The sequence below is a fragment of the Winogradskyella forsetii genome (assembly GCF_013394595.1).
Taxonomy (GTDB): Bacteria; Bacteroidota; Bacteroidia; order Flavobacteriales; family Flavobacteriaceae; genus Winogradskyella; species Winogradskyella forsetii.
The window spans coordinates 2,042,855-2,067,081 of record NZ_CP053348.1 but is presented as its reverse complement, the minus strand read 5'-3'; the positions used below and the strand labels follow the sequence as shown (position 1 = coordinate 2,067,081).

Here is a 24,227-nt window from a genome sequence, read left to right as displayed (position 1 = left end):
TTCTATATTAATATGAATCAAAAAACTATCTGGCTATTCAAAATGGCATGGAGAGATGCCAAAGCGAGTAGAGTACGTCTGCTGCTATTTATGGCTTCTATTATTTTGGGTATTGCGGCTGTGGTCTCTATTCAACTCTTTAGTACAAATCTGAAGGATAATATACAACTGCAATCCAAAGCGTTGATGGGAGCTGATTACATTATTGACTCCAGACAAGTACCAACCGAAAGAGCCCAAGCCATTATAGACTCCTTACAACCGGATGCTTCCGAAGTCAACTTTGTTTCCATGGTTGCCTTTCCGAAAAATGGTGGTACCAAATTAGTAAAGGTGCGTGGTTTGGAAGGCGGCTTTCCATTTTACGGCACTATTGATACGCAACCCGCTTCAGCAGCAGCAACTTATCAAGAGTCTGGTGGTGCTTTAGTTGATGCTACATTGTTACTGCAATTTAATATAAAACCAGGCGATTCTATTAAAGTTGGGGAATTGACCTTACCGATTACTGGTGCATTAAAAGCCATACCGGGAAGTACGGCTATTTCGACTTCTGTTGCGCCTCCAGTTTTAATTCCATACCGTTTAATTAAAGATACCGAACTCATACAATTTGGTAGCCGAAAAGAGTATCAGTACTTCTATAAAACATCCGACACTTTAAACTTAGAACGTTTTGAAGATAAGGTTGATCCTATGCTGAAAGCTGAAAATGCAGATTTAGACACACATGCAAGCACAAGTAAACGTTTAGGGAAGCGCTATGACAATGTTGGTAAATTTTTGAATTTGGCAGCTTTTATCGCTTTATTGTTGGGTTGTATTGGTATTGCCAGTTCGGTTCATATATACATCAAGGAAAAGCTCAAAGCGATTGCTGTTTTAAAATGTATGGGCGCATCAAGACTTCAAAGTTTTCTGATTTTCCTCATTCAAATTTCAGGAATTGGGATTGTTGGTGGTTTAATCGGAGCACTTATAGGTATTGGGCTTCAAGAATTATTCCCTTATCTCTTAAAGGATTTTTTACCTTTTGATGTAGAAATTAGCATCTCAGCACAACCTATTTTTATGGGTGTTTTTCTTGGGCTTTTTATGTCTGTGCTATTTGCGCTTTTACCATTGCTTAGAACGTGGTATGTATCGCCATTGGAAGTGTTACGGGTAGATGAACAAGCGGCACAGGAACCTAAAAAAGTACGCTATTTGGTATTCGCAGCTATTATACTTTTTCTGTTTTTATTTTCATTCTGGTTGCTCAAAGACGCCATTTATGCGCTCGCTTTTGTGGGAGCTACTTTTATAACATTTAGCATTTTGGCTGGTGTAGCTTTGCTTTGTATTAAAGGAATTCGAAAGTTTTTCCCTAAACGTTGGGGCTTTACATTACGTCAAAGTTTATTGAATTTATTCAGGCCAAACAATCAAACCGTTGTTTTGGTCGTTGCCATTGGTTTGGGTACGTTTTTAATAAGTACCTTATATTTCACAAAGGATATTTTATTAACCAAATCAGAGATAGACACATCTGCGAACGCCAATATGATTATTCTGGATGTGCAAACGGAACAGCGTGAAGCAGTAAAGCAATTGATTACGTCAAAAGGTTTACCCGTAATTGATAATATTCCATTAGTAACTATGCGATTGCACAGCATAAAAGGGGAGTTGGTTAATGCCTTGCGACAAGATTCCACGACACAGATAAAGCGCTGGGTGCTAAACCATGAGTTTAGAACAACTTATCGTGATTCTTTAACCAGTTCAGAATCGCTTCAAGATGGACAATGGACTCCAGAACTCAATGCTGATGATCCCGTAGTGATTTCCATTTCAGATAATTTGGCGTTGGATTTAAATATTGGCGTTGGCGATGCTATTGTGTTTAATGTGCAAGGCGTTCTAATGGAAACCACAATAGGAAGTATTCGCAAGGTGGATTGGCAACAGTTAAAACCAAACTTTTCCGTTGTTTTTCCAAAAGGCGTATTAGAAGATGCACCGCAGTTTAGTGTGATGGCAACAAATGTTCCAGATCAAGAAGGTTCTGCAGCCTTACAACGTGAATTGGTGGCGGAATTTCCCAATGTTTCCATTATAGATTTACGACAGGTTTTTACCATTGTAGAAGATATTCTGGATAAAGTCACGTGGATCATTAACTTTATGGCATTCTTTAGCATACTCACAGGTATCATTGTATTAATAGGTTCTGTGCGAACCAGTAAATATCAACGTATTAAGGAAAGTGTGTTATTGAGAACATTGGGCGCAAAGAATACCCAGATTTTACAAATTTCAGCATTTGAATATGTGTTCTTAGGTTTAATTGGAAGTTTAGTCGGAATTTTATTGGCATTATTAAGTAGTTTGTGTTTGGCATTATTGGTATTCAAAGAGCCTTTTGCACCTTCATGGATTCCGTTTTTAGTATTTTTACCAGGTATCACGTTATTGGTTTTAGGTATCGGGTTAAGCAATATTCAAACGGTACTGCGAAGTTCGCCCTTAGAAGTTTTAAGAAGAGAAGGGTAACTAATTAGCGTAAAAAAGCACATACACCTTTTTGAATTTCTTATATTTGTAGCGTAGAACAAATTATTGACCAAAGCCATTAATACAAAATCAATGTTTAAAAATTTAATAAATAAACTATTCAATTCAAATAAAACGAGCGGAATCCACGAAGGAACTGTGAAATTTTTCAATTTCAAAAAAGGATTTGGATTTATAACCATTAAAGATTCTGATGAAGAAATCTTTGTACATAAATCAAATCTAGTAGATAAAATCAGGGATAAAAACCGTGTCACGTTTAATATTGAACAAAGTGATAAAGGACCGATTGCTACCAACGTACGCGTCATTAAGAAATAAACATTCACATACATAGTTGACATTATAAAACCATCGAATTCGATGGTTTTATTGGTTATTAATATGGCGTAAGGTTATTAAAAAGATAAAATTATTACGAAATTATATCGTACTGATTGAATTACTTTCATATATCTATTTGAACTATCATCAAGGATAATTGCGTATTTCGTGATAAAATAAATGACAATTTTAGTCAGCTCTTGGAGCAGTCATTAGTTAAATCCTTCTAAAATTTTTATTTGAACTAATTTCTAAATCGATTGCGATAATTAGCCTGTGGTATTTGCCTTAATTTTATATTAGTAAATCAAAGTGGTTTACGTTAAGCAACAAATTAAAACTAAAGAATTATGTCTAAACCATGGCAAGATAAAGCAGAAGGCAATTGGAATATTGCTAAAGGAAAATTAAAACAAGAATGGGGAGAACTTACCGATGATGATCTAGATTATCAAGAAGGTAAGGAAGACGAACTATTAGGTCGAATTCAGAAACGTACGGGTGAATCAAAGGAGAAAGTGAATGACTTCCTTAACGATTTAAAGTATTAATTCCCAGAATTGATAAAAAGAATAAAAATCTCGCAACAGCGGGATTTTTTTATGGCCAATTATAAATCACTTTTTGTTGGAAGAATGAATTTACCAATAGCATAAAAGAAACAAAGAGAATGAAGATTTTTTAAGTCTTGATTCTCTTTGATATCATAATTTCCTTCAATTGGCATTATCCTTAGAAGTACAATGGGTATAATTTCAGCTGTTTAACTTAAGCACCCCAATTATGATAATACTAAATTAAGGAAAATAATGATAACTTCCAAATAAATGAAGGTGTAATTTTGCATAATACACATTTTAAATCTTCAACAACACTGGCCGTAAAATCTTCTGAACATCAACGCTATTTTTCTGTGGAATCAGAAACGTGTTTAAATCGTCTATATGATTGATTTGTTCTCCCTTATCTATAAATCCATAACCTAAATACGCACCATCTTTTATCATAACAAAAGCTTCCTCATTTTGATTTCTTCCCTTTTCTTTGAGAATAATGTTTTCCTTTTGATTGGACATATCATGGATAGCTTCAAGAACTTTGTTGTTATAAGATTCGATAGGTTCTTCATCTCTACAGACGCCATTACAGTTTTTAATACTATAATGAGAACACTCCGAAACAGCTTCCTGTAAATGACAATATTTAGGACAAAGATTATATTTTTCACATAGTTTTTCAAGATATAAACGAACATCTCTCACATTAAAAAAAGTGAGGATGGGATTTGGTACCAAACGCCCTTTGTTACTCGCTAAATGTAATATACCCTTTCTATCTTCATAAGAAAAAATGGCATACGACTGAATACTGCGCTTTGCCGAAACATTATAAATAGGAAAGTGATGCTTTATCGCTGCATCTTCCATCAACAAAGCAATTAATTCACTACCAGAAATTTCAAAATCAATATCTCTGGTTTCCCTGACCATTTGCAACGACTTTTTTGTTTTACTATAAAAATGACTGAGCACCCGTTTTTTTATATTTATCGCTTTCCCGACATAAATCACTTTTCCTCTTTTATCCTTAAAATAATAGATTCCTGCTTTGGACGGTAAAGCATTAAAAATTTCTTTAGGAAGGTTAGGAGGTAAGGTCGATTCTCTAGAGTTTTTGTTTAGAAATTCTTTAAAAACGTCATCGGCCTTAGGTTGTTGTAATAATAATCCGAACAGAATAACTGTCGCTTCGGCATCACCTCTGGCTCTGTGCCTATCCACTAAATTGATATCTAAAGCTTTACATAATTTTCCCAAACTATAAGAACGATGGCCTGGAATTAAACGTCTGGATAAACGAACCGTACACAATTTCTTTCTTGTAAATTCCATGCCAATACGTTTAAATTCACCGTTGATTATGTTATAATCAAAGTTCACGTTATGGGCTACAAAAATGGTGTCTTCTGTAATGTTCAAAATATCTTGAGCGACTTCTTCAAAGGTCGGTGCATCTGCAACCAAAGCATTATCAATTCCTGTGAGTGCAGTGATGTGCGTAGGAATGTAACTTTCTGGATTTATCAATGAGGTAAATTCGTCAATAACAATGCTACCATCATATTTGAAAATGGAAATCTCGGTCATGCGATTGCCTTGTCCCGTAGTTTCAACATCGATGATGGTGTAGATCATTTTTAAAATTCTTCAGGTAGTTTATACTAATTGATTACCGACGGCAAGATAATTACTTTTAATGGATTTTGAAATTTGACACATAGTTAAAGCGAATTCTAAGCTTGGTTTTTTAATTCTAAAAGTCGAATTTGTAATCAATTATAGAGGTGCCATTTTTTATAGCACTACTAAACGTTAACGTTATGCTAATTGACTTCTACTTGTTGGCATTGGTTGCGATAAGTTGTACTTTGAATGACAAACATTAAAATTTATAAATCGATGAATATTACATTAGCACAAGCACAGACCATTATAAAAAAGGCTTTAGATAAGGCGCAGAAAATTGATACAAAAATGAATATCTCAATTGTTGATACAGGTGCCAATCCAGTTGCCTTTGCACGGATGGATGGCGCATGGTTAGGAAGTGCTGACATAGCGCTTAAAAAAGCAAAGACCGCCTGTTTTTTCGATATGCCAACAGGTGAAATAGGAAAGCTATCGCAGCCAGGAGCATCACTTTTTAATATTGAACATTCCAATGGAGGTTTAATTTCATTTCCTGGAGGTTTACCTATTAAGAATGATTCTGGTAAAATTATCGGCGCTATTGGTGTGAGCGGAAGCACTGTGGAAAATGACCATACTGTTGCAAAAGCGGGATGCGACGCTTTATAAGCTAAAAATTATATTAAGAAAAAATCAGATGACTAGGGTTGTCTGATTTTTTTTATGCCTGATGGTTTATTTGGAATTTTTCCAAGTCTCCGTTAATTCATTTATCACCTGAATTTAAAGTCAATCTTGATACTTAGAAAATGCCGGTTAACCATCAGATGAATCTGTACGCTTTTTAGGATATCTCAATTTTATTATTACTGTATTTCTATATTAATATTTTTATTCTAATTAATTATAGGAATCGTAAAGTCCACGTTATTATTAGTATTTCAGCAATATTTTTTGTACTTTGTTGGAATGCAATGACCATTATAAACAATTATCACTTTATTTTATTCACACTGTATTATTTCATTTTTTAGAGATTAAACTAGACCTAAAGTATTAGGTAAAAACCTCTGAAAAGCACTTTTAATTATAAAACTTATAAACCGCTTATGCCAAAATTAGACTTCTCAGCCTATGATACCAAGGGCTTTTATGACGAAATGTTCGATGAAAACAACAACATAAGACCTAATTATCAATTATTTGCAGAACGGCTGCAAAGTATGAGTCAGAAAAAATTAAACACACTTCAACATGCCACGGACAGAGCGCAGCTCTCATTTGGAATGACCTTTAATGTGTATAATGATAACCAAGGTATAGAGCGGATTCTTCATTTAGACATCATACCCAGAATCATCGCTAATAACGAATGGAATCACCTCGAAAAAGGTTTACAGCAACGTATTAAAGCGCTAAACTTGTTCATTCAGGATATATACAATGATCAAAACGTGTTTAAGGATAAAATTATTCCGAAAGAAATGATTCTATCCAGTGTTTCTTATTTAAAGGAATTAGTGGGATTCAAACCACCAAAGGATATATGGTGCCATATTACGGGTTCCGATTTAATTAAGGGTGGAGATGGCAAGTATTATGTACTTGAGGATAATTTAAGATGTCCTTCAGGCGTATCCTATATGTTAGAAAATCGAGAAATTTTAAAACGAACATTTCCTGAGCTATTCGAAAAACTTGACGTGAAACCAGTTTATAATTACACCCATACATTAAGGGATACCTTGGAATCGTTAGTTGATATTGACAAACCAACCGTTGCTGTGATGACGCCAGGTATGTACAATTCGGCTTATTTTGAACATTCCTATTTAGCACAGCAAATGGGAGCAGAGTTGGTGGAAGGCCGTGATTTAATTGTTAAAAATGATATCGTTTACATGATTACGACCAATGGTCTGAAGCGTGTGGATGTGATTTACCGTCGTGTGGATGATGATTTTATTGATCCAGAAGTTTTTAACAAGAAATCTTTATTAGGTACGCCAGGTCTTTTTAGGGCTTATCTTAAAGGCAATGTGGTATTAGTTAATGCACCAGGAACAGGCGTTGTAGATGACAAGGCGGTTTATGCCTATATTCCTAGAATCATTAAATATTATATGGGTGAAGACATGATTTTGCCTAATGTAAAAACCTATATATGTGATGAAGCAGATGATTGCAAATATGTGATTGAAAATATTCACAATTTGGTAGTGAAACAAACTGATGCTTCAGGTGGTTATGGGATGCTCATCGGACCAAAATCCACAAAAAAAGAACAACAGGAATTCATTGCTAAAATTAAGAATAAACCTCGGAATTATATTGCCCAACCCATGATTAACTTATCGAGGGTGCCAACAATAGCAGACAATACTATTGAAGGACGGCATGTAGATTTAAGACCTTACGCGCTGTATGGAGATGATATAAAAATTATTCCGGGAGCCTTAACACGAGTGGCTTTGAAAAAAGGGTCTATTGTGGTTAACTCATCACAAGGAGGAGGCAGTAAAGATACTTGGGTTTTAAACAGTTAAAAACAAAATTTATGTTAGGAAGAGTCGCAAACACTATATATTGGATGAACAGATATCTTGAACGTGCAGAGAATTACGCACGTTTCATGGATGTAAATTATAATTTATCATTAGAATTACCGCCTAATGAAGTTGAGCAGTGGCAACCACTTGTGCTTATTACAGGCGATTGGAAATTGTATGAATCGCTGTATCCTAATGTTGAAAAAAGCAAGGTTATTCAATTTTTGACTTTCGATAAAGACAACCCAAACTCTATTTTTAATTGTATTTTAAACTCAAGGGAAAATGCAAGAGCCGTTAGGGCAGAGATTACAAAGGAAGTTTGGGAACAAATAAATGCACTGTATTATTTAATTAAAAATGCAGCAGCCAAAAAAAATTATTCGGATAAAGAATTGAGACGCTTGTTTACTGATATAAAAAATGGTTGTCAATTGGTCTATGGGATGTACTATGCCACTATATCTCGAAACGAAGGCTGGCATTTTGCAAAATTGGGTCAAGTCATTGAACGTGCAGATAAAACGTCTCGGGTTTTGGATGCTAAATATCATTTGTTATTAAAATCACCAAAATTAATTGGGTCGTCGTTAGATTTAATCCAGTGGGCGGCACTTTTAAAATCGGTTAGTGCTTTTGATATGTACCGAAAAAAGAATGGAAAACTTACCTCTTCGGGAATTGCAGAATTCTTGATTTTAGATAAAGAGTTTCCACGTTCTATTTTAGCATGTTTACTAAGTGCGGAACGTTGTCTGATTACTCTATCTGGTAGTTCTGTTGGTTTTAGTAACAATGCGCAACGGCAATTGGGTGTTTTAAAATCCCAGTTGGAATATGCAGATATCAATGATATTATAGCCAATGGCATGCATGAATATTTGGATAATATCCAGTTAAAATTAAATGATATTTCTTCTGCCATTTATAATTCATTTTTTTCGGTAGAACCTTATGTTCAAAATCAGTCGCAGAGTCAGGTGCAATAGTAGAAGATAGGTGGATTACAAAAACCTATTTTTATATTGAATTCCGAAAACTGACACCTTGACCGTGCTCAGTGTGAAAGCATTAAAACTATTGAACATAAAGTGTAAATGACATTCAAAATCACACATCAAACAGACTATGTTTTTGATTCAGAAGTGTTTCTGGAACCCCATTATTTAAGATTTCGGCCAAGGCAAACGGCTTATCTTGATGTTCAGGATTTTGATATTGAAATTTTACCAAAACCAACAGGACAAAAAATTATATTAGATGAGGAACAAAATGTGTTAAACTTTTGTTGGTTTGAAGGTACGACTGATACACTAAATATCATTGCAACAACCCTATTGGAAACCAAAGAATTCAATCCCTTTGAATTTCTTATTTATCCATTACACTATAACCAGCTTCCGCTTCAATATGAAGCCAGCCATAAAAAATTATTGTATTCAAGTTTGGAAGGTGAATTTATTTCGCAAGATTTATTGGATTATGGAAATACAATTATAAGAACTGCGAATTTTAGAACGATTCCTTACCTCACCTTACTGACGAAACAATTACATGATGATTTTAAGGTGGAATACAGAGCCGTCGGTTCGCCATTGTTACCTGATGAAACCTTTGAACTAAAAAAAGGGTCATGTCGTGATTTATCATGGATGCAAATCCATCTTTTAAGACAGCAAGGTATTGCTGCACGTTTTGTAAGTGGTTATTATTATTTTGATATGGAACATCCTGAATACGAATTGCACGCTTGGGTCGAGGTGTTTTTACCAGGAACAGGTTGGCTTGGTTTAGATCCCAGTCATGGCATCTTAACAGGAAACACGCATTTCCCGATTGCTTCAAGTGCCAATTCCATGCAAACTATGCCTGTTTCAGGAGGTATTAGAGGTAGTGCGACTTCAAAATTGATCACTAAATTATTTATTGAAAAAGTATAACTTAATGTCGGTTAATTACTAATTTTACACTTCAAAATTTAACTTAAAACTTAGCGTATTCACGTTATAATAAAATGAAAATATTTCAATGCGGTAACTGTAATTCTTCTGTGTTTTTTGAAAACTACAGTTGTGATAACTGTGGTCATTTAACAGGTTATAGTGCTTCAGATCGTATGATGCTTACTTTTCCTGCTGATATAGCAGCTTTAATTTCGGATCGGGAACACGACGAATATAAGTATTGCAAAAACAAGGAATACAATGTCTGTAATTGGGTCATAGAAAAAGATGATCCCGAAGATTATTGTAGTGCCTGTCAATTAAATAGAACTATACCAAATCTTTCTAATAAGGATTCAGACAATTTTGACAACTGGAACAATCTTGAGATAGCCAAACACCGTCTCATTTATCAACTTCAAAAAATCGGTTTGTCTTTACCAAGCAAGCTTAAAGATGAGGATGGCTTATGTTTTGATTTTGTTGAAAAATTAGGTAATCCCAAATTGATGACAGGGCATGCCGATGGCGTCATCACCATTCTTATAAAAGAAGGAAATTCAGTTTTAAGAGAGCAAGCCCGAAAGGATATGGTAGAGCCTTATAGAACTTTGGTTGGGCATTTAAGGCATGAAGTCGGCCATTATTTCTGGAATCGCTTAGTACGGGATAATCCGAAAGTGCTCGAAGAATTTAGAGCTATTTTTGGTAATGAAGAATTAGATTATGGAGATGCGCTGCAAACGTATTACAAGGAAGGTGCACCAAAAGATTGGCAAAAATCATATATAAGTGAGTATGCAACATCGCATGCCTGGGAAGATTGGGCAGAAACTTGGGCCCATTATTTACATATCATGGACATGGTGGAAACTGCTTATTTCTTTCGACTTAATGTGAAACCAAAATTCAATAATAAAGCTTTAAGTACAAAAGTGTCGTTTGATCCTTACACGAAACAAAATTTTGATGTCATTGTCAGAAAGTGCGTGCCATTATCATTGGCAGTCAATAGTATCAATAGAGCGATGGGAATTCCTGATGTTTATCCTTTTGTGATTTCGCCTGTTATTATAGAAAAATTGAAGTTTATTCACAAGCTATTACTTCCTAAACGTTAGATATTTTGAAATAGAAATTACTGTTGCGATTGACTCTGCATTTGATTAAGATGTGATGTCGCTGGTCTCAAATCTACAGAAACTTCCATTTTATTTTTACCCATACTGTAAATAACGCCTTTTAAAGGCGGTACGTCATAATAATCCCTGCCATGGGCTACGACAATATGCTGGTCTTTTGGAATTTGATTGTTGGTGGGATCAAAATCCACCCATCCAAAATTTGGTAGGTAAACTGAGAACCAAGCGTGGGATGCATCCGTGCCTATTAACTTTTCTTTTCCTTCTGGAGGTACAGTTTCTATATATCCGCTGACATATTTAGCAGGTAAGCCCATTGATCGCACACAAGCGATGGCTATTTGAGCAAAATCTTGACAAACACCTTTTTTGGCTGTCATCACTTCTGTTAATGGTGTCGCTATATTGGTAAAGCCTGGTACAAAGTCAAAATCGGTGTAAATCCGTTGCATTAGTTCGTACGTCGCTTCATAAAATGAACGTTGGGGTTTAAAGGATTTAGAGGCATAATTGGCGATGTCTTCATTGCCCTTCGAAATTAGAGGCGAAGGCATCACGAATTGTCGCACATCAATACTATCAGCATCTGTTTTTTTTAAATGTTTTAAGGTATCTTCAATAGTGACTTTTTTTCCTATTGAAAATTGTTCGTCATTAATTTGAGCTTCATAATTCCGTTCTACTTTGCTTCTTGCAATAACCAGCAGTTCTTTATGATGTTGTTGTATTGAAAAACGCGTGACTGCATTCCCGAAAAAATCCAGTCGTTCCGAGAGGTCTGTTGGCGTAGGTGTGATCTCTAAATTATAATCCAAAAGCGTTTGACCAGGAAAAGTTTTAGGTTTTATAGTGGTCATATTATGACAGAACGAAGCACCATGTTCGTAGGTATATTTCGTTTTGTGCCAAAGATCAAATATCATATTAAGTGGTTATATTTCGGTCAACCAACTGTTTTTGTGGTTGGGAGTGATTAAAATACGTATCTGAAATAGACAAAGATGTTGTATGCAACAAATCACTTAACTCTGAAAGTGAACGATCTAAATTTTCACGCATATTGGATTCTGGATTGATGGTTAACATGTCTGCTATGTTCAATCGTTCCATTTTGGAGATGACCACGTTCATGTTTTCTTGGCAGACGGTTAGCTCTCCATTGTTATTCGTTACAGGTAATTTATCAATGTCTTTTTTTAATCGGTGCATTTGGTAGGTCAAAGACCTTGCATACTCTTTATCTAAAATGATTAAGTTTAAAACGTTTTCCAAACTTAAATACGAGTTATAACTATATCTGTAGATGTTCAAGCTTTCGTGACTATTTAACAAGGATTCTAAAATTTCATATTCTAATTCCTCATCATAATTCACAATCAATAACGCCCGAAACTTCTCTATATTCATAGCACTATTTTCTAGTTGTAAACCAATGAAATAGAGTAGGAGTCCTTGCCGCACCAAAATACTCTCTTCAGTAAGTGCCATAAAAGCGATGAGTCTTGTAATAATTTTATCAAAGAAATTGGTCAGCTTAAAAACCGTATAACTATCTTCCTTTTTTAAATTTTTTATATGTTTCTGTATGCCATCAAATACACGCCACATATCCCTAGACCACAAATTACGTAACGAATAATAAGAGGTGTTAAAACTTTGCATGGATTGTGCAAAACTGCCGACTTTAGTGTCATCTAGAATAATCGCTTTTATTTCTTTCAATGGATTATGCAGTACGTCTTCATTTTCTGACATAAAGCCAGGAAAAGTAGATGTGATTTGAGTTATGGATTGAAATAGTATTTTCAGGCTTTCAGATTCTGGTTTTCGGTCATGGTATTGGGCATGTGTCATCTGACTCAATACCATTCGTAAATATCTCGCAGTTACCAAAGCTCTGCCAATATAGCGACCAGACCAAAATAAATTTTCGGCGGTATTACTTGGAACATCATTCAATCCTTTGGATGCACTGGAATTTGTTTTGTTCCAAGAATAATTTTGCAGATTTGGCTGTGGCAAATCATTGACCACCCAAAAATCCTTACTGGTGCCACCACGTTGATTAGAAACAAATAATTCTTCCCGTTCTGGAGCTACTCTAACCAAACCACCTGGCATCACGGAATAGCCATCGTCTTTTGCAATGGCAAACGTACGGCATGAAATTTTACGAGGTTCTAATTCGCTTTTTACAAAATTTGGAGCTGTGGAAAATGATATTTTTTCCTGTGCCACAAATTTATGTGGATAGTTCAATATCTCTTTTTTAAGATTTTCTAGTGCTTTTTTATCTAAAAACTCACAAAAATAAATATGCTCTCTATTGGATCGGTCAATTCGCTTTACCACAAAGGACGATAAATCTTCCAATACAAGTTTTCGTTCCTTTTCTTGACCACACCACCATGAAGCTATTTGCGGAAGCATTAAGTCTTCATCTAAAAAATACTTACAAATATTTTTCATAAAAGGATTCAGAGCAGGATTTTCCAATACACCACTTCCTATAGGATTTACAATGGTCACATTTTGAAGACGCACGACTTCCAACAAGCCAGCGACACCTAAATAGGAATCTTCACGCAACTCTAATGGATCCATAAAACTGTCATCAATGCGTCTTAAAATAACATCAACTTGTTTTAAACCTTTTAGGGATTTTAACCAAACTTTACCGTGTCTTACGACTAAATCATTTCCTTTAACGAGTGGATACCCTAAAAATGAAGACAAATAGGAATGTTCAAAATAGGTTTCATTATGTGGTCCAGGTGTTAGAATTACGACCATGGGACTTTCCACATTAGTCGTTGCCGAATTGAGCAACAACTGATTTAAATCGTTAAAGAAGTTAGAAGGTTGAGCCACGTTAATATCTTTGTAAAGCTCTGGAAGAATTTTACTGGTTGAAAATCGATTTTCTAAAGCATAACCCATACCAGAAGGCGCTTGTGTTCTGTCATTCACTACCCATAATCTGCCATCTGGACCTCGTGCTAAATCTGCTGCGTATATTAAAAGCTGTTTAGACGTTTTATATTGAATTTTATCACAAGACCTTAAAAACCCACTATGTGCATAAATGACTTCTGGAGGAATAATTCCGTTTTTAAGCAGCTCTCTTTTTCCGTATAAATCTTTTAGAACTAGATTTAATAGTTCTGCACGTTGTTGAATGCCTTTTTCAACCTTATTCCATTCGTTTTGATGAATGATATAAGGAACAACGTTAAGATCCCAAGGTCTGTTTAAACCTTTCGGATCGTTGTAAACATTATAGGTCACCCCATTTTCTGCCAAAAGCCAATCAATCTCTGTTTGCTTTAAGGCTAGAGTTTCAGGGCCTATTTTAGATAAATTCTGAGACAAGACTTTCCAATTGTCTTTTATCTCCATTTTGGACGTGAGCAATTCATCATAGCGTGTTGATGCCGAAAAATAGTTTTCAAATAAGGTTTTTGTTACGGTCTTCATATGCTCAGCAACAACGCTATTTATTTTTTACGTAAATCTAAAGTATAAGGAAATTCAAAATTAACTGGTAATTCTTTATAAGAAAAACGTTTCGAGCTACTTTTTTCTTGAACACTTCTAGATGTCGGTTCTGTATCAAAAGTCACATTGTCAAACGGACTGATTTCTCCTTGTGTGTGTCCAAATTCCCAAAAGCGGTTAATCCGTCTCGATTCGGCTTCAAAACTATTTACAGGATGCACATCATAAGAGCGTCCTCCAGGATGTGAAACAAAATACGTACAGCCACCAATGGAACGCTTGTTCCAAGTATCTACAATGTCAAATACTAGTGGTGTATCCGCTTCAATGGTTGGGTGTAGTGCGGAATATGGATTCCATGCCTTGTACCGAACTCCAGAAACATATTCACCTTTAACACCTGTACTTTTTAGTTGCACTTTTACGCCGTTACAGGTTAATACATAACGTTCATCAACAAAATTAGAGACTTTTACTTGCAGTCGTTCTAAAGAGGAATCAACATATCTGGCTGTACCACCTCCAGTCATTTCTTCACCTAAAACATTCCAAGGTTCGATGCCTGCTCTTAATTCCATGTGGATCGTATTAATTTCTACCATGCCTAAAAGTGGAAATCTGAATTCAAAGAAGGGATTAAACCAATCTTCTTCAAATTTGTATCCCGCTTTATTTAATTGGGCAACAATATCCTTAATATCTTCACGAACATAATGTTCTATCAAAAATTTATCATGCAATTCCGTTCCCCAACGTACCAAGTTGTGTTCATAAGGCTTTTTCCAGAACCAAGATACCAAGGCTCTTACCAATAGCATTTGGACTAAACTCATCTTTGGATGTGGTGGCATATCGAAACCACGCAACTCCAAAATACCCAAACGGCCTGAAGACGAATCTGGTGAATATAATTTATCGATACAGAATTCTGCTCGGTGCGTATTTCCGGTTAAATCGGTCAGTAAATGCCTGAACAATCGATCCGTTAACCAAAAAGGCACTTCGCCATCTTTAGGAATTTGACTAAAGGCAATTTCCAATTCGTATAAACTATCTTGACGTGCTTCATCTACTCTTGGCGCCTGACTTGTAGGCCCAACAAAGGAACCGGAAAACAAATAACTTAAACCTGGATGGTGTTGCCAAAAGGTTAATAAGCTTCGCAACAAACTAGGTTGACGTAAAAGTGGACTATCTGCAGGACTTGTTCCTCCAAGCGTCACGTGATTTCCTCCACCTGTGCCTGTATGTTTACCATCGAGCATAAACTTTTCAGTGCCTAATCGGGATAGTTTTGCTTGTTCATAAAAGGTAAAGGTGTTGTGGCATAAATCTTTCCAATTGGTTACGGGATGTACGTTGACTTCAATGACACCAGGATCTGGTGTGATTTTAAGCGATTCTAATCGGTTATCTTTTGGCGGATCATAACCTTCCATGATGACAGGAATTTTTAGTTCCTTAGCTGTAAATTCTATGGCAGCAATGAGATCCAAAAAATTTTCAGCTGAATCCAATGGTGGTAAAAACAAATACAATTTACCATCCCTTATTTCTGAACAGATCGCCGTTCTCACAAAATAATTAGGTTGATCGGTATCTAATCCATTATCTAAAAATTCCTTATGGCGTTTTTTAACAATATCCCTAAAACTTGGTAACCGTTTCTTTTGAGAAAATAAATCAGGTTCGTAGGATGGGAAAACTTCGTGTTCTGATTTCTCCAATAATGAATTTAATGGCAACCTTAAGCCCATTGGCGAATTTCCGGGCGTTAAGAATAAGTGTTGTCTTCTAAACTCCCATTCACTTGTGAACCATTTTCCTTTTGTACGGTTTAAAGGTAATAAATAGCCAACAGGTGTTGATGTTCCATTTTCTAGAATTTCCTTTAACTTGTTTTTTACCAAAGTATTGTCTCTATCCTTGGATGGATCAATGTCTATTGGAAGATTTCCGTGTTCCCATAAGAAGTAAAACGCATCTTCATAACCCGGTAGAATATGTTGTTTGGAAACGCCTAAATAGTTAGTTAAGGTTTCTAAAAATAATTTATCCGTGTTTGGAGGTACTGTATAGTCATCCGCATAGGTGGCCAAATACTTTTTGTTGTACCAAATAGGTCTTTGATCTTTTCGCCAACAAATTTCTATTTGCCATCGCGGTAAAGGTTCGCCTGGATACCATTTTCCTTGGGCATGATGCAGCACACCGCCTTTTCCGAATGCGTGGTGTAACCGTTTGGATAAATCCTTGGCAAGTTCACGTTTATGAGGCCCATCTGCAGCTGTGTTCCATTCAGGGGATTCTAAATCGTCAATGGAAATAAATGTGGGTTCGCCACCCATGGTTAGGCGCACGTCATTTTTTTGTAATTGCCTTTCTACTTTATGACCGAGTTTATCAATGGCTTTCCATTGGTCTTCGGTATAGGGTTTTGTAACTCTTGGCGATTCAAAAATTCGCTTTACGGAGTTTTCAAAAAAGAATTCCGTTTCACATTTGTCGGTCATACCAGAGACAGGCGCCGCACTTTCAAAAGAAGGCGTACAAGCTAAAGGGATATGACCTTCGCCAGCAAGTAAACCCGATGTGGCATCAAAACCAATCCAACCAGCACCTGGCAAATACACTTCAGCCCAAGCGTGTAAATCGGTAAAATCCTCTTCCGGACCAGAAGGGCCATCCAATGACTTTTCATCAGATTTTAACTGTACCAAATAACCTGAAACAAATCGTGCACCAAAACCTAAATGACGCAACGTCTGTACAAATAACCAGGCATAATCCCTACATGATCCTGTTTTTGACTCTAAGGTTTCTTCACAGGTCTGGACGCCAGGATCCATTCGGATGTTGTATTTTAAATATTCATAAATCTTTTGATTGACATGAATTAAGAAATAGATGGTTTTTCTTGGCGTATAATCCAGTGTTTCTAAAAATTCTTTTAATAATTTACCTTTATCCGTAATTTCTAAATAAGGCTGTAATTCCTTTTTTACTGTTTCAGAATATTCAAAAGGAAATTCTTCCGCAGATTCCTCAATAAAGAAATCAAAGGGATTGATGGTTTTTAAATCCGCAATAATTTCCACATCAATGGATAGTTCATCTGTTTTATCCGGAAATACCAAACGTGCCACATAGTTGCCAAAAGGATCTTGTTGCCAATTAAAGAATTGGTTTTCTGGCTTTATTTTTAAGGAATAGGATTCTATTGGTGTTCTGGAATGTGGTGCAGGCCGCAATCTAAACACATGAGGCGATAATGAAACTTTCCGATCGTACTTATAGGTGGTTTTGTGGGATATTACAATTTTTAATGCCATAGATTAGAATAGATATTATAAATGGAATAGCTCGGAAGCTACTAAATTCAGAAACAAATTTAAGTTTTTAAAATAAGGAAAAAGTATTGAAATCTCACGTTTATTTCACTTTTTACGAAAAAATATGTTAAAAGCAAAATAGACTATTAAATTAGGAATTTAAACCTTAGAAAATACTCAATTCAGAATATGTGGTCACATCTTCAAGAAGTTCCATGCCTCTAAAGGAGTTGCCGTGCTCGTTTAATTTTGGGCTCCAAACGGCAATGGCGTAGTTGTTGGGATAGAGTGTTACAATGCCACCACCAACACCACTTTTACCAGGTAAACCTACCCGAAAGGCAAACTCGCCCGACTCGTCATAAAAACCACAGGTTAACATTAAGGCATTGATACGTTTGGATTTTGTTTTTGAGATGATTTTTTTATCATCTGAAATTTTATGGCCATTATTGGCTAAAAAGGTAAAGGTCTTTGAGAGTTGCTGACAGGTCATTTCCAAAGAGCACATATCGAAATAGAAATCGAGGACTTCGGCTGGTTCGTTTTTAATATTTCCAAAGGATTTTATAAAATTACACAGTGCCATATTTCTATAACCTGTTCTTTTTTCGGAATCGGCTATTTTATCGGAATAGGTAAGCTCTGGTAAGTCGCTTAAATCTCTTACAAAATCCAAGAATTCTTCTTTAGCGTTGTCTAAATGTGAGATGAGTATATCGCAAATCACAATAGCTCCAGAATTCATAAACGGATTACGTGGAATACCTTTATAGGATTCCAATAATAACAAGGAATCAAATTTAGTACCAGAGGGTTCTACATCGACACGTTCCCATAGGTCTTCCCCAACAATTTTGTAGGCCAAGGCCAATGACAGCACTTTGGCAATACTTTGGATTGAGAATTTTTCTAAGTGATCTCCAATTCCAAAATTACTGCCATCAATATTGGTCATATGGACTCCAAGTTTTGAAGGATCTATATTGGCGAGTTCAGGAATGTAGGTTGCTATTTCGCCTTCATTTTCAAGTAAATGTATTTTATCGTATGCCTTTTCTAAAATGTCTTTGTAGTGAGATGCCATTGGTTTTGTAATCAAAATAGGTTTAAACGAAGGTAAGCTTTTACCAATTATGATTTTGGGTCTTTTATGAAAATGTTATGTATGGTTTCTTTTAAAAATTAACAAAGTGATTGAAGATTTTTAAGCCTTTATTCACTTTGAGGCCTTAATTTCCTCGGTTGTCATTAGCCGATGACCTATAATGTTAATTTCCTTTAGTAATGGGTTAAGATTGTTGTTTTTTATACGTCGTTATCTGTGTAATTTTAGGGTCTAAGTTATTGGATGAAACATAAAGTAATTGACTTTTAAAGTCGCTAAAAAGAAACATTCGGTATGACTAACTCAAAATATAAAAGCCCTTGATCCCTTCAAGGGCTTTTATGATAGTAATAACCTTGGTATTTTAGCTGTAAGAGTTTTCGATAGCAAAACCGCTTATGATACGCTTATGACCCGCTTTAGACACGGAGAAGACCCGAAGAAACGGTGTTGGTTTCCTTTAGAGCAGACGCTCTGCAATTTCTTGCCAATTGGCGACTCTTGTATAGCCCGTATCTTTCACATTATGTGGTGAGTTAAACAATAAGGTGTCTCCTTGGAATTTTTCTAGGTTGTAAGTTCTATCGTCTATGAGTAAGTCTCCATTGAGGATAAACTTGTGCCCACACATAATTTGATGTTGCCATGTGATAAATGGCATATGCTCTGCTAACCAGTCTACTTTTTCTAATAATGAATTTGGAAATTGAGTGGCTGCTGTGGCAATATACACCTCGTATTTGTTGTACAAGGCCTCCATAACTTGTATGCTGTCTTTTATGGGTACTAAGTCCCTGAAAAAACCAGGTTGTAGCGCATGTTCTCGAACACTTTTGTGGTGTATTTCTGGAACATTGTGCCAAACTTCACCAGACTGAATATGGGAGAGTTGCAGGTCTTGTTTGTGCTCTATATTGTATAATTCTATATGTTTTCCATAGGTGTCTGCTAAGACATCATCCATATCAACGAAAATGGTCATAGTTTGTTTTTTTGGTAAAGTTCTAAATATTGAAGGGGAATGGCAAGTGGTTGAAGGTGATTTAATGATTATTTAATGGTTTTCATAAATAAAGCATAATAGATTGCCACGCTTCGCTCGCAATGACAGTAACCTTGTTTTTATAAGCATTTAAAGATTATAAAACTGATATAACCGTTGCTAATGGCTTAATTATTAGTGTTCAAGTATTTCACATTCCACTATTATTATATATGCACTTTTTTCAACTTTCCTTATCAGGATGTCGATCATTTGTTAATGGTCGTGCGGCTCTAGCACCTGGAATATCTAGGTTTTCTTTTGCAGAGTCAGGTTCGTATTTGTGCTTTTTGAGTAATTCGGCCTTATCGCTAACCTGACTTTTAGTTTCAGATTTATTAGCTGCATGGCTTGCTGCTTTTTTTAAATCTTCAGGAGTGTTTGAGGTTTTGTGGTCTTCGTTATTCATAACTTTAAGTTTTCCTTAAATTTATACAATTAGTAAAGTGCCTGTTGACTTTAAACCATAAGATGTTGATGCTTTTAATAAAATTGAAGTTATATTATCTAAAAATACGTCACTCATAAATATACGGAACTATCGTAACATCAGTTTTCTTAATTATATGCAACGTATATCGCTTCAAACTCTACACTTATTGACTAAAACCTTTCGAAAAAACATTTACTTTAGCTAGCCCACTTTATAAGCGTAATTTGCATTATTATAAAACTGGCAATTATTTTAGTAGTTTCTAATTCGTATATTTATTTCTGCAGGTCCATATAGATAAAAAAACTTGTATGGGATTTATTAAACCCTTGCTCATTGCATGAAAACTATAAACTTATCAATTCTTTTATCAGTCTTAATTCTATTTTATTCGAGTTCTAATTTAGCGCAAGAAACAGAAATTGATAGTTTAGAAAATGAATTACGTCAACTCATAACCAACGATACCACCAAAGTTAATTTATTAAACACACTTTCCTCAGGTTACATTAGTTATGATATCAATAAATCACTGCAAAGAGCTGAAGAAGCTAATGCTTTGGCAAAACAACTTAATTATTTAAAGGGAGAAGCTAAAAGTTTGATAAGGTTTGGTTACGTGTATATTAAAAAGGCAGAAATCGATAAAGCCGAAGCCTCTGCACTCAAAGCACTTGCATTGTGTCAAGATATGAACAATCAGGACTGTAAAAACGCCTCTTACGTCTGTTTGGCTAATATAGCCCATTATACTAATGACCATGATAAGGCAAGAGCTTATTACAATAAAGTCCTCAATAACTTTATTAACAATGGTGACTTAATGGGGCAAGCGAATATGTTAAATAATTTGGGTGTTTCAAGCTATAAAAAAGGAGATTTTGATGAAGCTATTGAATTATTTAAAAAAGCATATAACATACGCGAACAACAAGGTCAAGGAAAATCAAGTTTAGATACTTTAAACAATATTGGTGCTATTTGCCTTAACCAAGGTCGGTACACAGAAGCTTTAGAATATTTTAATAAATGTTTAATTATCTATAGAGAGGACAACAATAAATATGGTATAGCACAAGCTTCTTATAACATAAGTGCTGTTTATTATGAATTAAAACAGTATGACAAGACACTTAATTATATAAATGAATCCCTAGAGCTTTATAAAGCGTTACAAAATAAACGAATGATTGCGAGTACGTTGATTAATAAAGGTGCTGTTTACGCAGATCTCAAAGAATTCACAAAAGCTTTAGATTATATGACGGAGTCACTTAGCATAAGCCATGCGATTAATGACAAAGAAGAATTAAGTGCAGGCAATTATCAACTAGGAGATTTATATCTTTTAATGGCGCAGCCGAATAAGGCTTTAAAACATTACAAAACCTGTTTAGAGCTAAGTGAAATCATAGAACATAAAATTTTAGTTTGCCAAGCTCATGTCGGTTTAGCAAGAGCATATGCAATACTTAACTATTCTTCGAAAGCTATACAGCATGCGCTAGAAGGTGAAAAAATAGCCCAGGACTTAGGACTTTTAAGTCAACAAAAATTAGCATCTGAGACTCTAGCCACAGTTTACAGTCAAATTGGGGATTATAAAAAGGCATTTGAAAATCACCAGCATTATAAAATAGTAAACGACAGCGTTTTCAATAATGAGAATATTGAAAAAATCACCCAATTAGAATACGAATACAAATACAAGCAGGCCATGGACTCTGCCAGTATCAGGGAATTACAACTTACAAAAACAGTTACTGCTACCAATGAAAATCTAGAAAAATCGCAACGTAATTATTTGTGGGCCATTATTGGAGTGCTCTCGCTTTCTATTTTATTAGGAACAATTATTTTTTATCAGAAACTAAAAAACGCAAAATCAAAAACCCAAAATGCATTGATGGAGCAGAAGCTGTTACGCTCTCAAATGACACCGCATTTTATATTTAACTCATTGTCGGTTTTGCAAGGAATGATTTTGAACAAGGAAGAAAGAAAGTCCATTCATTATTTGTCTAAATTTTCGAAATTATTACGGCTAACCCTAGAAAATTCTAGAGACAAAACGGTATTGCTTTCCCAAGAGTTAATGGCGGTTCAAGATTATTTAACGCTTCAGACCTTAGAGAATGATGCTTATAAATGTACTATTTTAGTGGAGGATTCCATCACTGTTGCACAATTTGAAATTCCACCAATGCTGATTCAGCCTTTTGTAGAAAATGCTATAGAACACGCTTTTACTAATCAAGCAGAAGATCGAAAGATTGATATTCGTTTAACTTATCCAAATAACAAATTGATTTGTACTATTGCCGATAATGGTGTAGGCATTAACACCAAGACCGATAGCAATAATAAGCATAAGAATTCTTTGGCCACAATTATAACTACAGAACGTTTAAAGGAATTATCTAAAGACTTTAACATGGAAGGCTCGGTAAAAATTGAAGATCGACAAAACTATAATGAACAAGGTACACTGGTTACACTTGTGATCCCTCACAAATTGATTAACTAATTATTGTGATACTGAACTAAATTAAGCATAAAATGAAGACACTACTTGTTGAGGACAAATCGTATATAAGAAAAGGCTTACTGAACCTGCTGAATTTATTGGATACAGAAGTTGAAGTTATTGGCGAGTGTGAGTCTGTTAAGGAAGCTGTCGTGGTCGCAAATGCTTGTAAACCAGAATTGATTTTTCTTGATATTAACCTTACAGATGGTAATGCTTTCGATTTTTTAGAGCAAACAGAAGACTTAAATTTTAAAATTATATTTATTACGGCTTATGAAGAATATGCGCTTAAGGCCTTAAAAATCGGAGCTGTAGATTACCTCTTAAAACCTGTAGATATAAAGGAGCTTGAATCGGCTTTGCAAAAGATTTCAAACTTGCCAGTTGCAGAACAAAAATCGCAGATTAAGACTGCAAAAGCCGTCTGGCATAATGACGATTCTAAATTGATATTATCACTTCATGATAGCTTTCAGGTTATTGATTTGAAAGCCTTAATGTATTGTGAGACCGATAAAGGGTATACCACCTTTTATTGTAGTGACGGTAAAAAGCATCTGGTATCAAAAACGTTAAAGGAATTTGAAGCGCAACTCATATCTGCGAATTTTGCGCGCCCACATCAATCGTATATGATAAACTTAAAGTTTATCGATAAATATGATAAATCAGGAACCATTCACTTAAAGAATGGTAAAAAAATTCCTGTATCTACACGGAAGAAAGAACAGTTTGTAACGTCTTTTTTAAACTGGAATAAAGGATAGGAGTATTGTTTTAATAACATGTTTTCAATTCAAATACTCTTAAAATGAGCACGTATTCAAACCACCTTAAATTGATGTATTTGGTATTTCAGCGGATATTAATTGAAATACATCGGTTATTTATTCTAAAACATCAGAAATAGATTACCTATTTTTTAATACACCCTTAGCTCATACATTTATCATTCAAATCGATAAATCGTATGGAAACACCCAAATCAACATTAAAGTATCTTAGCCTATTTTTTGCAATTTTAGTTGCTACTAAACTACTGTCGTGTGGAGATGCAACGAGCAAAGAACCAGCAAATGAGGCAGGTTTTAAAACTATTGAAGCCGAACTAAAAAATAAGTTTGGTGATAATGCCTACTACACAGACCTAGCAATTTCTTACGATATATCCATTGGTAATGTAGTAATGGTGATCGTCACCAAAAATCCTGAATCCTTACAAATGGGACAATGGAGTTTGTCTCAAGATTCCTGGACACAGAATTCCGATATCACACTCGAAGTGCCTAAGGGCACTAAAGCATCAGACTTTATGTTTCAGTTAAACGATAAGATCAGTCTGGCAAAACTTGGTGCCTTGATTGAAAAATCTGGCAAGCAGCTTCAGAAAGAAAAAAACATAGACCACCCAATATTAAGTATCGCCACGGTAAAGTTTCCAAAAAATGGTGATATCTCGAAGACGGAATATGTTATAAACCTAAAACCAGAACATGGTGGCACGACTTATAGTTTTTACTATAAACTAAATGGTGAACTCATTAAAATGGATTTCTAATACATTCAAATTTACTTTAACCT

18 protein-coding genes are annotated in these 24,227 nt (G+C 35.2%); 11 read left to right on the top strand and 7 right to left on the bottom strand.

Translation table 11 applies throughout. The features are described from left to right. Window positions 1–42: 42 nt before the first annotated feature. From HM987_RS08955 to HM987_RS08945, 3 genes are all read left to right on the top strand, one after another. Window positions 43–2,535, top strand: a complete 2,493-nt coding sequence (locus HM987_RS08955) for an ABC transporter permease (RefSeq protein WP_179009971.1) — start codon at window positions 43–45, stop codon at window positions 2,533–2,535. Between the two features lie 93 nt (window positions 2,536–2,628). Further along, window positions 2,629–2,877, top strand: a complete 249-nt coding sequence (locus HM987_RS08950; protein ID WP_218847023.1) for a cold-shock protein — start codon at window positions 2,629–2,631, stop codon at window positions 2,875–2,877. 353 nt (window positions 2,878–3,230) lie between these two features. Further along, window positions 3,231–3,431, top strand: coding sequence for a CsbD family protein (locus HM987_RS08945; protein WP_179007234.1), 201 nt, complete (start codon window positions 3,231–3,233; stop codon window positions 3,429–3,431). Window positions 3,432–3,737: 306 nt separating this feature from the next. On the opposite strand, the gene HM987_RS08940 is transcribed toward HM987_RS08945, so the two are convergent. Then, complete coding sequence (locus HM987_RS08940; protein WP_179007231.1) at window positions 3,738–5,075, bottom strand: exonuclease domain-containing protein; 1,338 nt, start codon at window positions 5,073–5,075, stop codon at window positions 3,738–3,740. A 264-nt stretch (window positions 5,076–5,339) separates the two neighbouring features. Here HM987_RS08940 and HM987_RS08935 point away from each other — a divergent pair, with 264 nt between their 5' ends. From HM987_RS08935 to HM987_RS08915, 5 genes are all read left to right on the top strand, one after another. Continuing rightward, complete coding sequence (locus HM987_RS08935; protein WP_179009966.1) at window positions 5,340–5,738, top strand: GlcG/HbpS family heme-binding protein; 399 nt, start codon at window positions 5,340–5,342, stop codon at window positions 5,736–5,738. A gap of 440 nt (window positions 5,739–6,178) precedes the next feature. Then, window positions 6,179–7,615 carry a circularly permuted type 2 ATP-grasp protein gene (locus tag HM987_RS08930; RefSeq protein ID WP_179007227.1) on the top strand — a complete coding sequence of 479 codons (1,437 nt, stop codon included), beginning with the start codon at window positions 6,179–6,181 and terminating at the stop codon, window positions 7,613–7,615. Between the two features lie 11 nt (window positions 7,616–7,626). Next, window positions 7,627–8,607: an alpha-E domain-containing protein gene (locus tag HM987_RS08925; protein ID WP_179007224.1), complete on the top strand. Its 981-nt coding sequence runs from the start codon at window positions 7,627–7,629 to the stop codon at window positions 8,605–8,607. Between the two features lie 108 nt (window positions 8,608–8,715). Beyond that, window positions 8,716–9,558, top strand: coding sequence for a transglutaminase family protein (locus HM987_RS08920; protein ID WP_179007221.1), 843 nt, complete (start codon window positions 8,716–8,718; stop codon window positions 9,556–9,558). 74 nt (window positions 9,559–9,632) lie between these two features. Continuing rightward, the gene (locus HM987_RS08915) at window positions 9,633–10,682 is read left to right on the top strand and encodes a zinc-binding metallopeptidase family protein (RefSeq protein WP_179007218.1); all 1,050 of its coding nucleotides are present in this window, start codon (window positions 9,633–9,635) and stop codon (window positions 10,680–10,682) included. 17 nt (window positions 10,683–10,699) lie between these two features. Here the strand turns inward: HM987_RS08915 and HM987_RS08910 are convergent, their stop codons facing one another. The 6 genes from HM987_RS08910 to HM987_RS08885 all read right to left on the bottom strand — a co-directional run bounded on the left by HM987_RS08910 (window position 10,700) and on the right by HM987_RS08885 (window position 20,092). Next, on the bottom strand, window positions 10,700–11,626 hold the full coding sequence (locus HM987_RS08910) for a transglutaminase family protein (RefSeq protein WP_179007215.1): 927 nt from the start codon (window positions 11,624–11,626) through the stop codon (window positions 10,700–10,702). Between the two features lies 1 nt (window position 11,627). Further along, window positions 11,628–14,180 carry a circularly permuted type 2 ATP-grasp protein gene (locus tag HM987_RS08905; protein ID WP_179007212.1) on the bottom strand — a complete coding sequence of 851 codons (2,553 nt, stop codon included), beginning with the start codon at window positions 14,178–14,180 and terminating at the stop codon, window positions 11,628–11,630. A 20-nt stretch (window positions 14,181–14,200) separates the two neighbouring features. Further along, window positions 14,201–17,533 (bottom strand): transglutaminase family protein, encoded by a 3,333-nt coding sequence (locus tag HM987_RS08900; protein WP_179007209.1) that lies wholly within the window; start codon window positions 17,531–17,533, stop codon window positions 14,201–14,203. A 166-nt stretch (window positions 17,534–17,699) separates the two neighbouring features. After that, entirely contained in the window at window positions 17,700–18,620 is a 921-nt protein-coding gene (locus HM987_RS08895) for a glutaminase (RefSeq protein ID WP_179007205.1), read from the bottom strand. Window positions 18,621–19,101: 481 nt separating this feature from the next. Then, window positions 19,102–19,623: a 5' nucleotidase, NT5C type gene (locus HM987_RS08890; RefSeq protein WP_179007202.1), complete on the bottom strand. Its 522-nt coding sequence runs from the start codon at window positions 19,621–19,623 to the stop codon at window positions 19,102–19,104. Between the two features lie 244 nt (window positions 19,624–19,867). Further along, window positions 19,868–20,092: a hypothetical protein gene (locus HM987_RS08885; protein WP_179007200.1), complete on the bottom strand. Its 225-nt coding sequence runs from the start codon at window positions 20,090–20,092 to the stop codon at window positions 19,868–19,870. Between the two features lie 364 nt (window positions 20,093–20,456). Between HM987_RS08885 and HM987_RS08880 the strand changes: the two genes are divergently transcribed. The 3 genes from HM987_RS08880 to HM987_RS08870 all read left to right on the top strand — a co-directional run bounded on the left by HM987_RS08880 (window position 20,457) and on the right by HM987_RS08870 (window position 24,204). Then, window positions 20,457–22,643 (top strand): tetratricopeptide repeat protein, encoded by a 2,187-nt coding sequence (locus HM987_RS08880; RefSeq protein WP_179007197.1) that lies wholly within the window; start codon window positions 20,457–20,459, stop codon window positions 22,641–22,643. Between the two features lie 32 nt (window positions 22,644–22,675). Further along, window positions 22,676–23,413, top strand: coding sequence for a LytR/AlgR family response regulator transcription factor (locus tag HM987_RS08875; RefSeq protein WP_179007194.1), 738 nt, complete (start codon window positions 22,676–22,678; stop codon window positions 23,411–23,413). A 203-nt stretch (window positions 23,414–23,616) separates the two neighbouring features. Continuing rightward, window positions 23,617–24,204 (top strand): hypothetical protein, encoded by a 588-nt coding sequence (locus HM987_RS08870; protein ID WP_179007191.1) that lies wholly within the window; start codon window positions 23,617–23,619, stop codon window positions 24,202–24,204. Window positions 24,205–24,227: the final 23 nt, after the last annotated feature.

Excerpts from the sequence above, each read along its gene's own strand:
- HM987_RS08955 (WP_179009971.1), top strand. The coding sequence starts at position 43 with ATGGCATGGAGAGATGCCAAAGCGAGTAGAGTACGTCTGCTGCTATTT.
- HM987_RS08950 (WP_218847023.1), top strand. The coding sequence starts at position 2,629 with ATGTTTAAAAATTTAATAAATAAACTATTCAATTCAAATAAAACGAGC.
- HM987_RS08945 (WP_179007234.1), top strand. The coding sequence starts at position 3,231 with ATGTCTAAACCATGGCAAGATAAAGCAGAAGGCAATTGGAATATTGCT.
- HM987_RS08940 (WP_179007231.1), bottom strand. The coding sequence starts at position 5,075 with ATGATCTACACCATCATCGATGTTGAAACTACGGGACAAGGCAATCGC.
- HM987_RS08935 (WP_179009966.1), top strand. The coding sequence starts at position 5,340 with ATGAATATTACATTAGCACAAGCACAGACCATTATAAAAAAGGCTTTA.
- HM987_RS08930 (WP_179007227.1), top strand. The coding sequence starts at position 6,179 with ATGCCAAAATTAGACTTCTCAGCCTATGATACCAAGGGCTTTTATGAC.
- HM987_RS08925 (WP_179007224.1), top strand. The coding sequence starts at position 7,627 with ATGTTAGGAAGAGTCGCAAACACTATATATTGGATGAACAGATATCTT.
- HM987_RS08920 (WP_179007221.1), top strand. The coding sequence starts at position 8,716 with ATGACATTCAAAATCACACATCAAACAGACTATGTTTTTGATTCAGAA.
- HM987_RS08915 (WP_179007218.1), top strand. The coding sequence starts at position 9,633 with ATGAAAATATTTCAATGCGGTAACTGTAATTCTTCTGTGTTTTTTGAA.
- HM987_RS08910 (WP_179007215.1), bottom strand. The coding sequence starts at position 11,626 with ATGATATTTGATCTTTGGCACAAAACGAAATATACCTACGAACATGGT.
- HM987_RS08905 (WP_179007212.1), bottom strand. The coding sequence starts at position 14,180 with ATGAAGACCGTAACAAAAACCTTATTTGAAAACTATTTTTCGGCATCA.
- HM987_RS08900 (WP_179007209.1), bottom strand. The coding sequence starts at position 17,533 with ATGGCATTAAAAATTGTAATATCCCACAAAACCACCTATAAGTACGAT.
- HM987_RS08895 (WP_179007205.1), bottom strand. The coding sequence starts at position 18,620 with ATGGCATCTCACTACAAAGACATTTTAGAAAAGGCATACGATAAAATA.
- HM987_RS08890 (WP_179007202.1), bottom strand. The coding sequence starts at position 19,623 with ATGACCATTTTCGTTGATATGGATGATGTCTTAGCAGACACCTATGGA.
- HM987_RS08885 (WP_179007200.1), bottom strand. The coding sequence starts at position 20,092 with ATGAATAACGAAGACCACAAAACCTCAAACACTCCTGAAGATTTAAAA.
- HM987_RS08880 (WP_179007197.1), top strand. The coding sequence starts at position 20,457 with ATGAAAACTATAAACTTATCAATTCTTTTATCAGTCTTAATTCTATTT.
- HM987_RS08875 (WP_179007194.1), top strand. The coding sequence starts at position 22,676 with ATGAAGACACTACTTGTTGAGGACAAATCGTATATAAGAAAAGGCTTA.
- HM987_RS08870 (WP_179007191.1), top strand. The coding sequence starts at position 23,617 with ATGGAAACACCCAAATCAACATTAAAGTATCTTAGCCTATTTTTTGCA.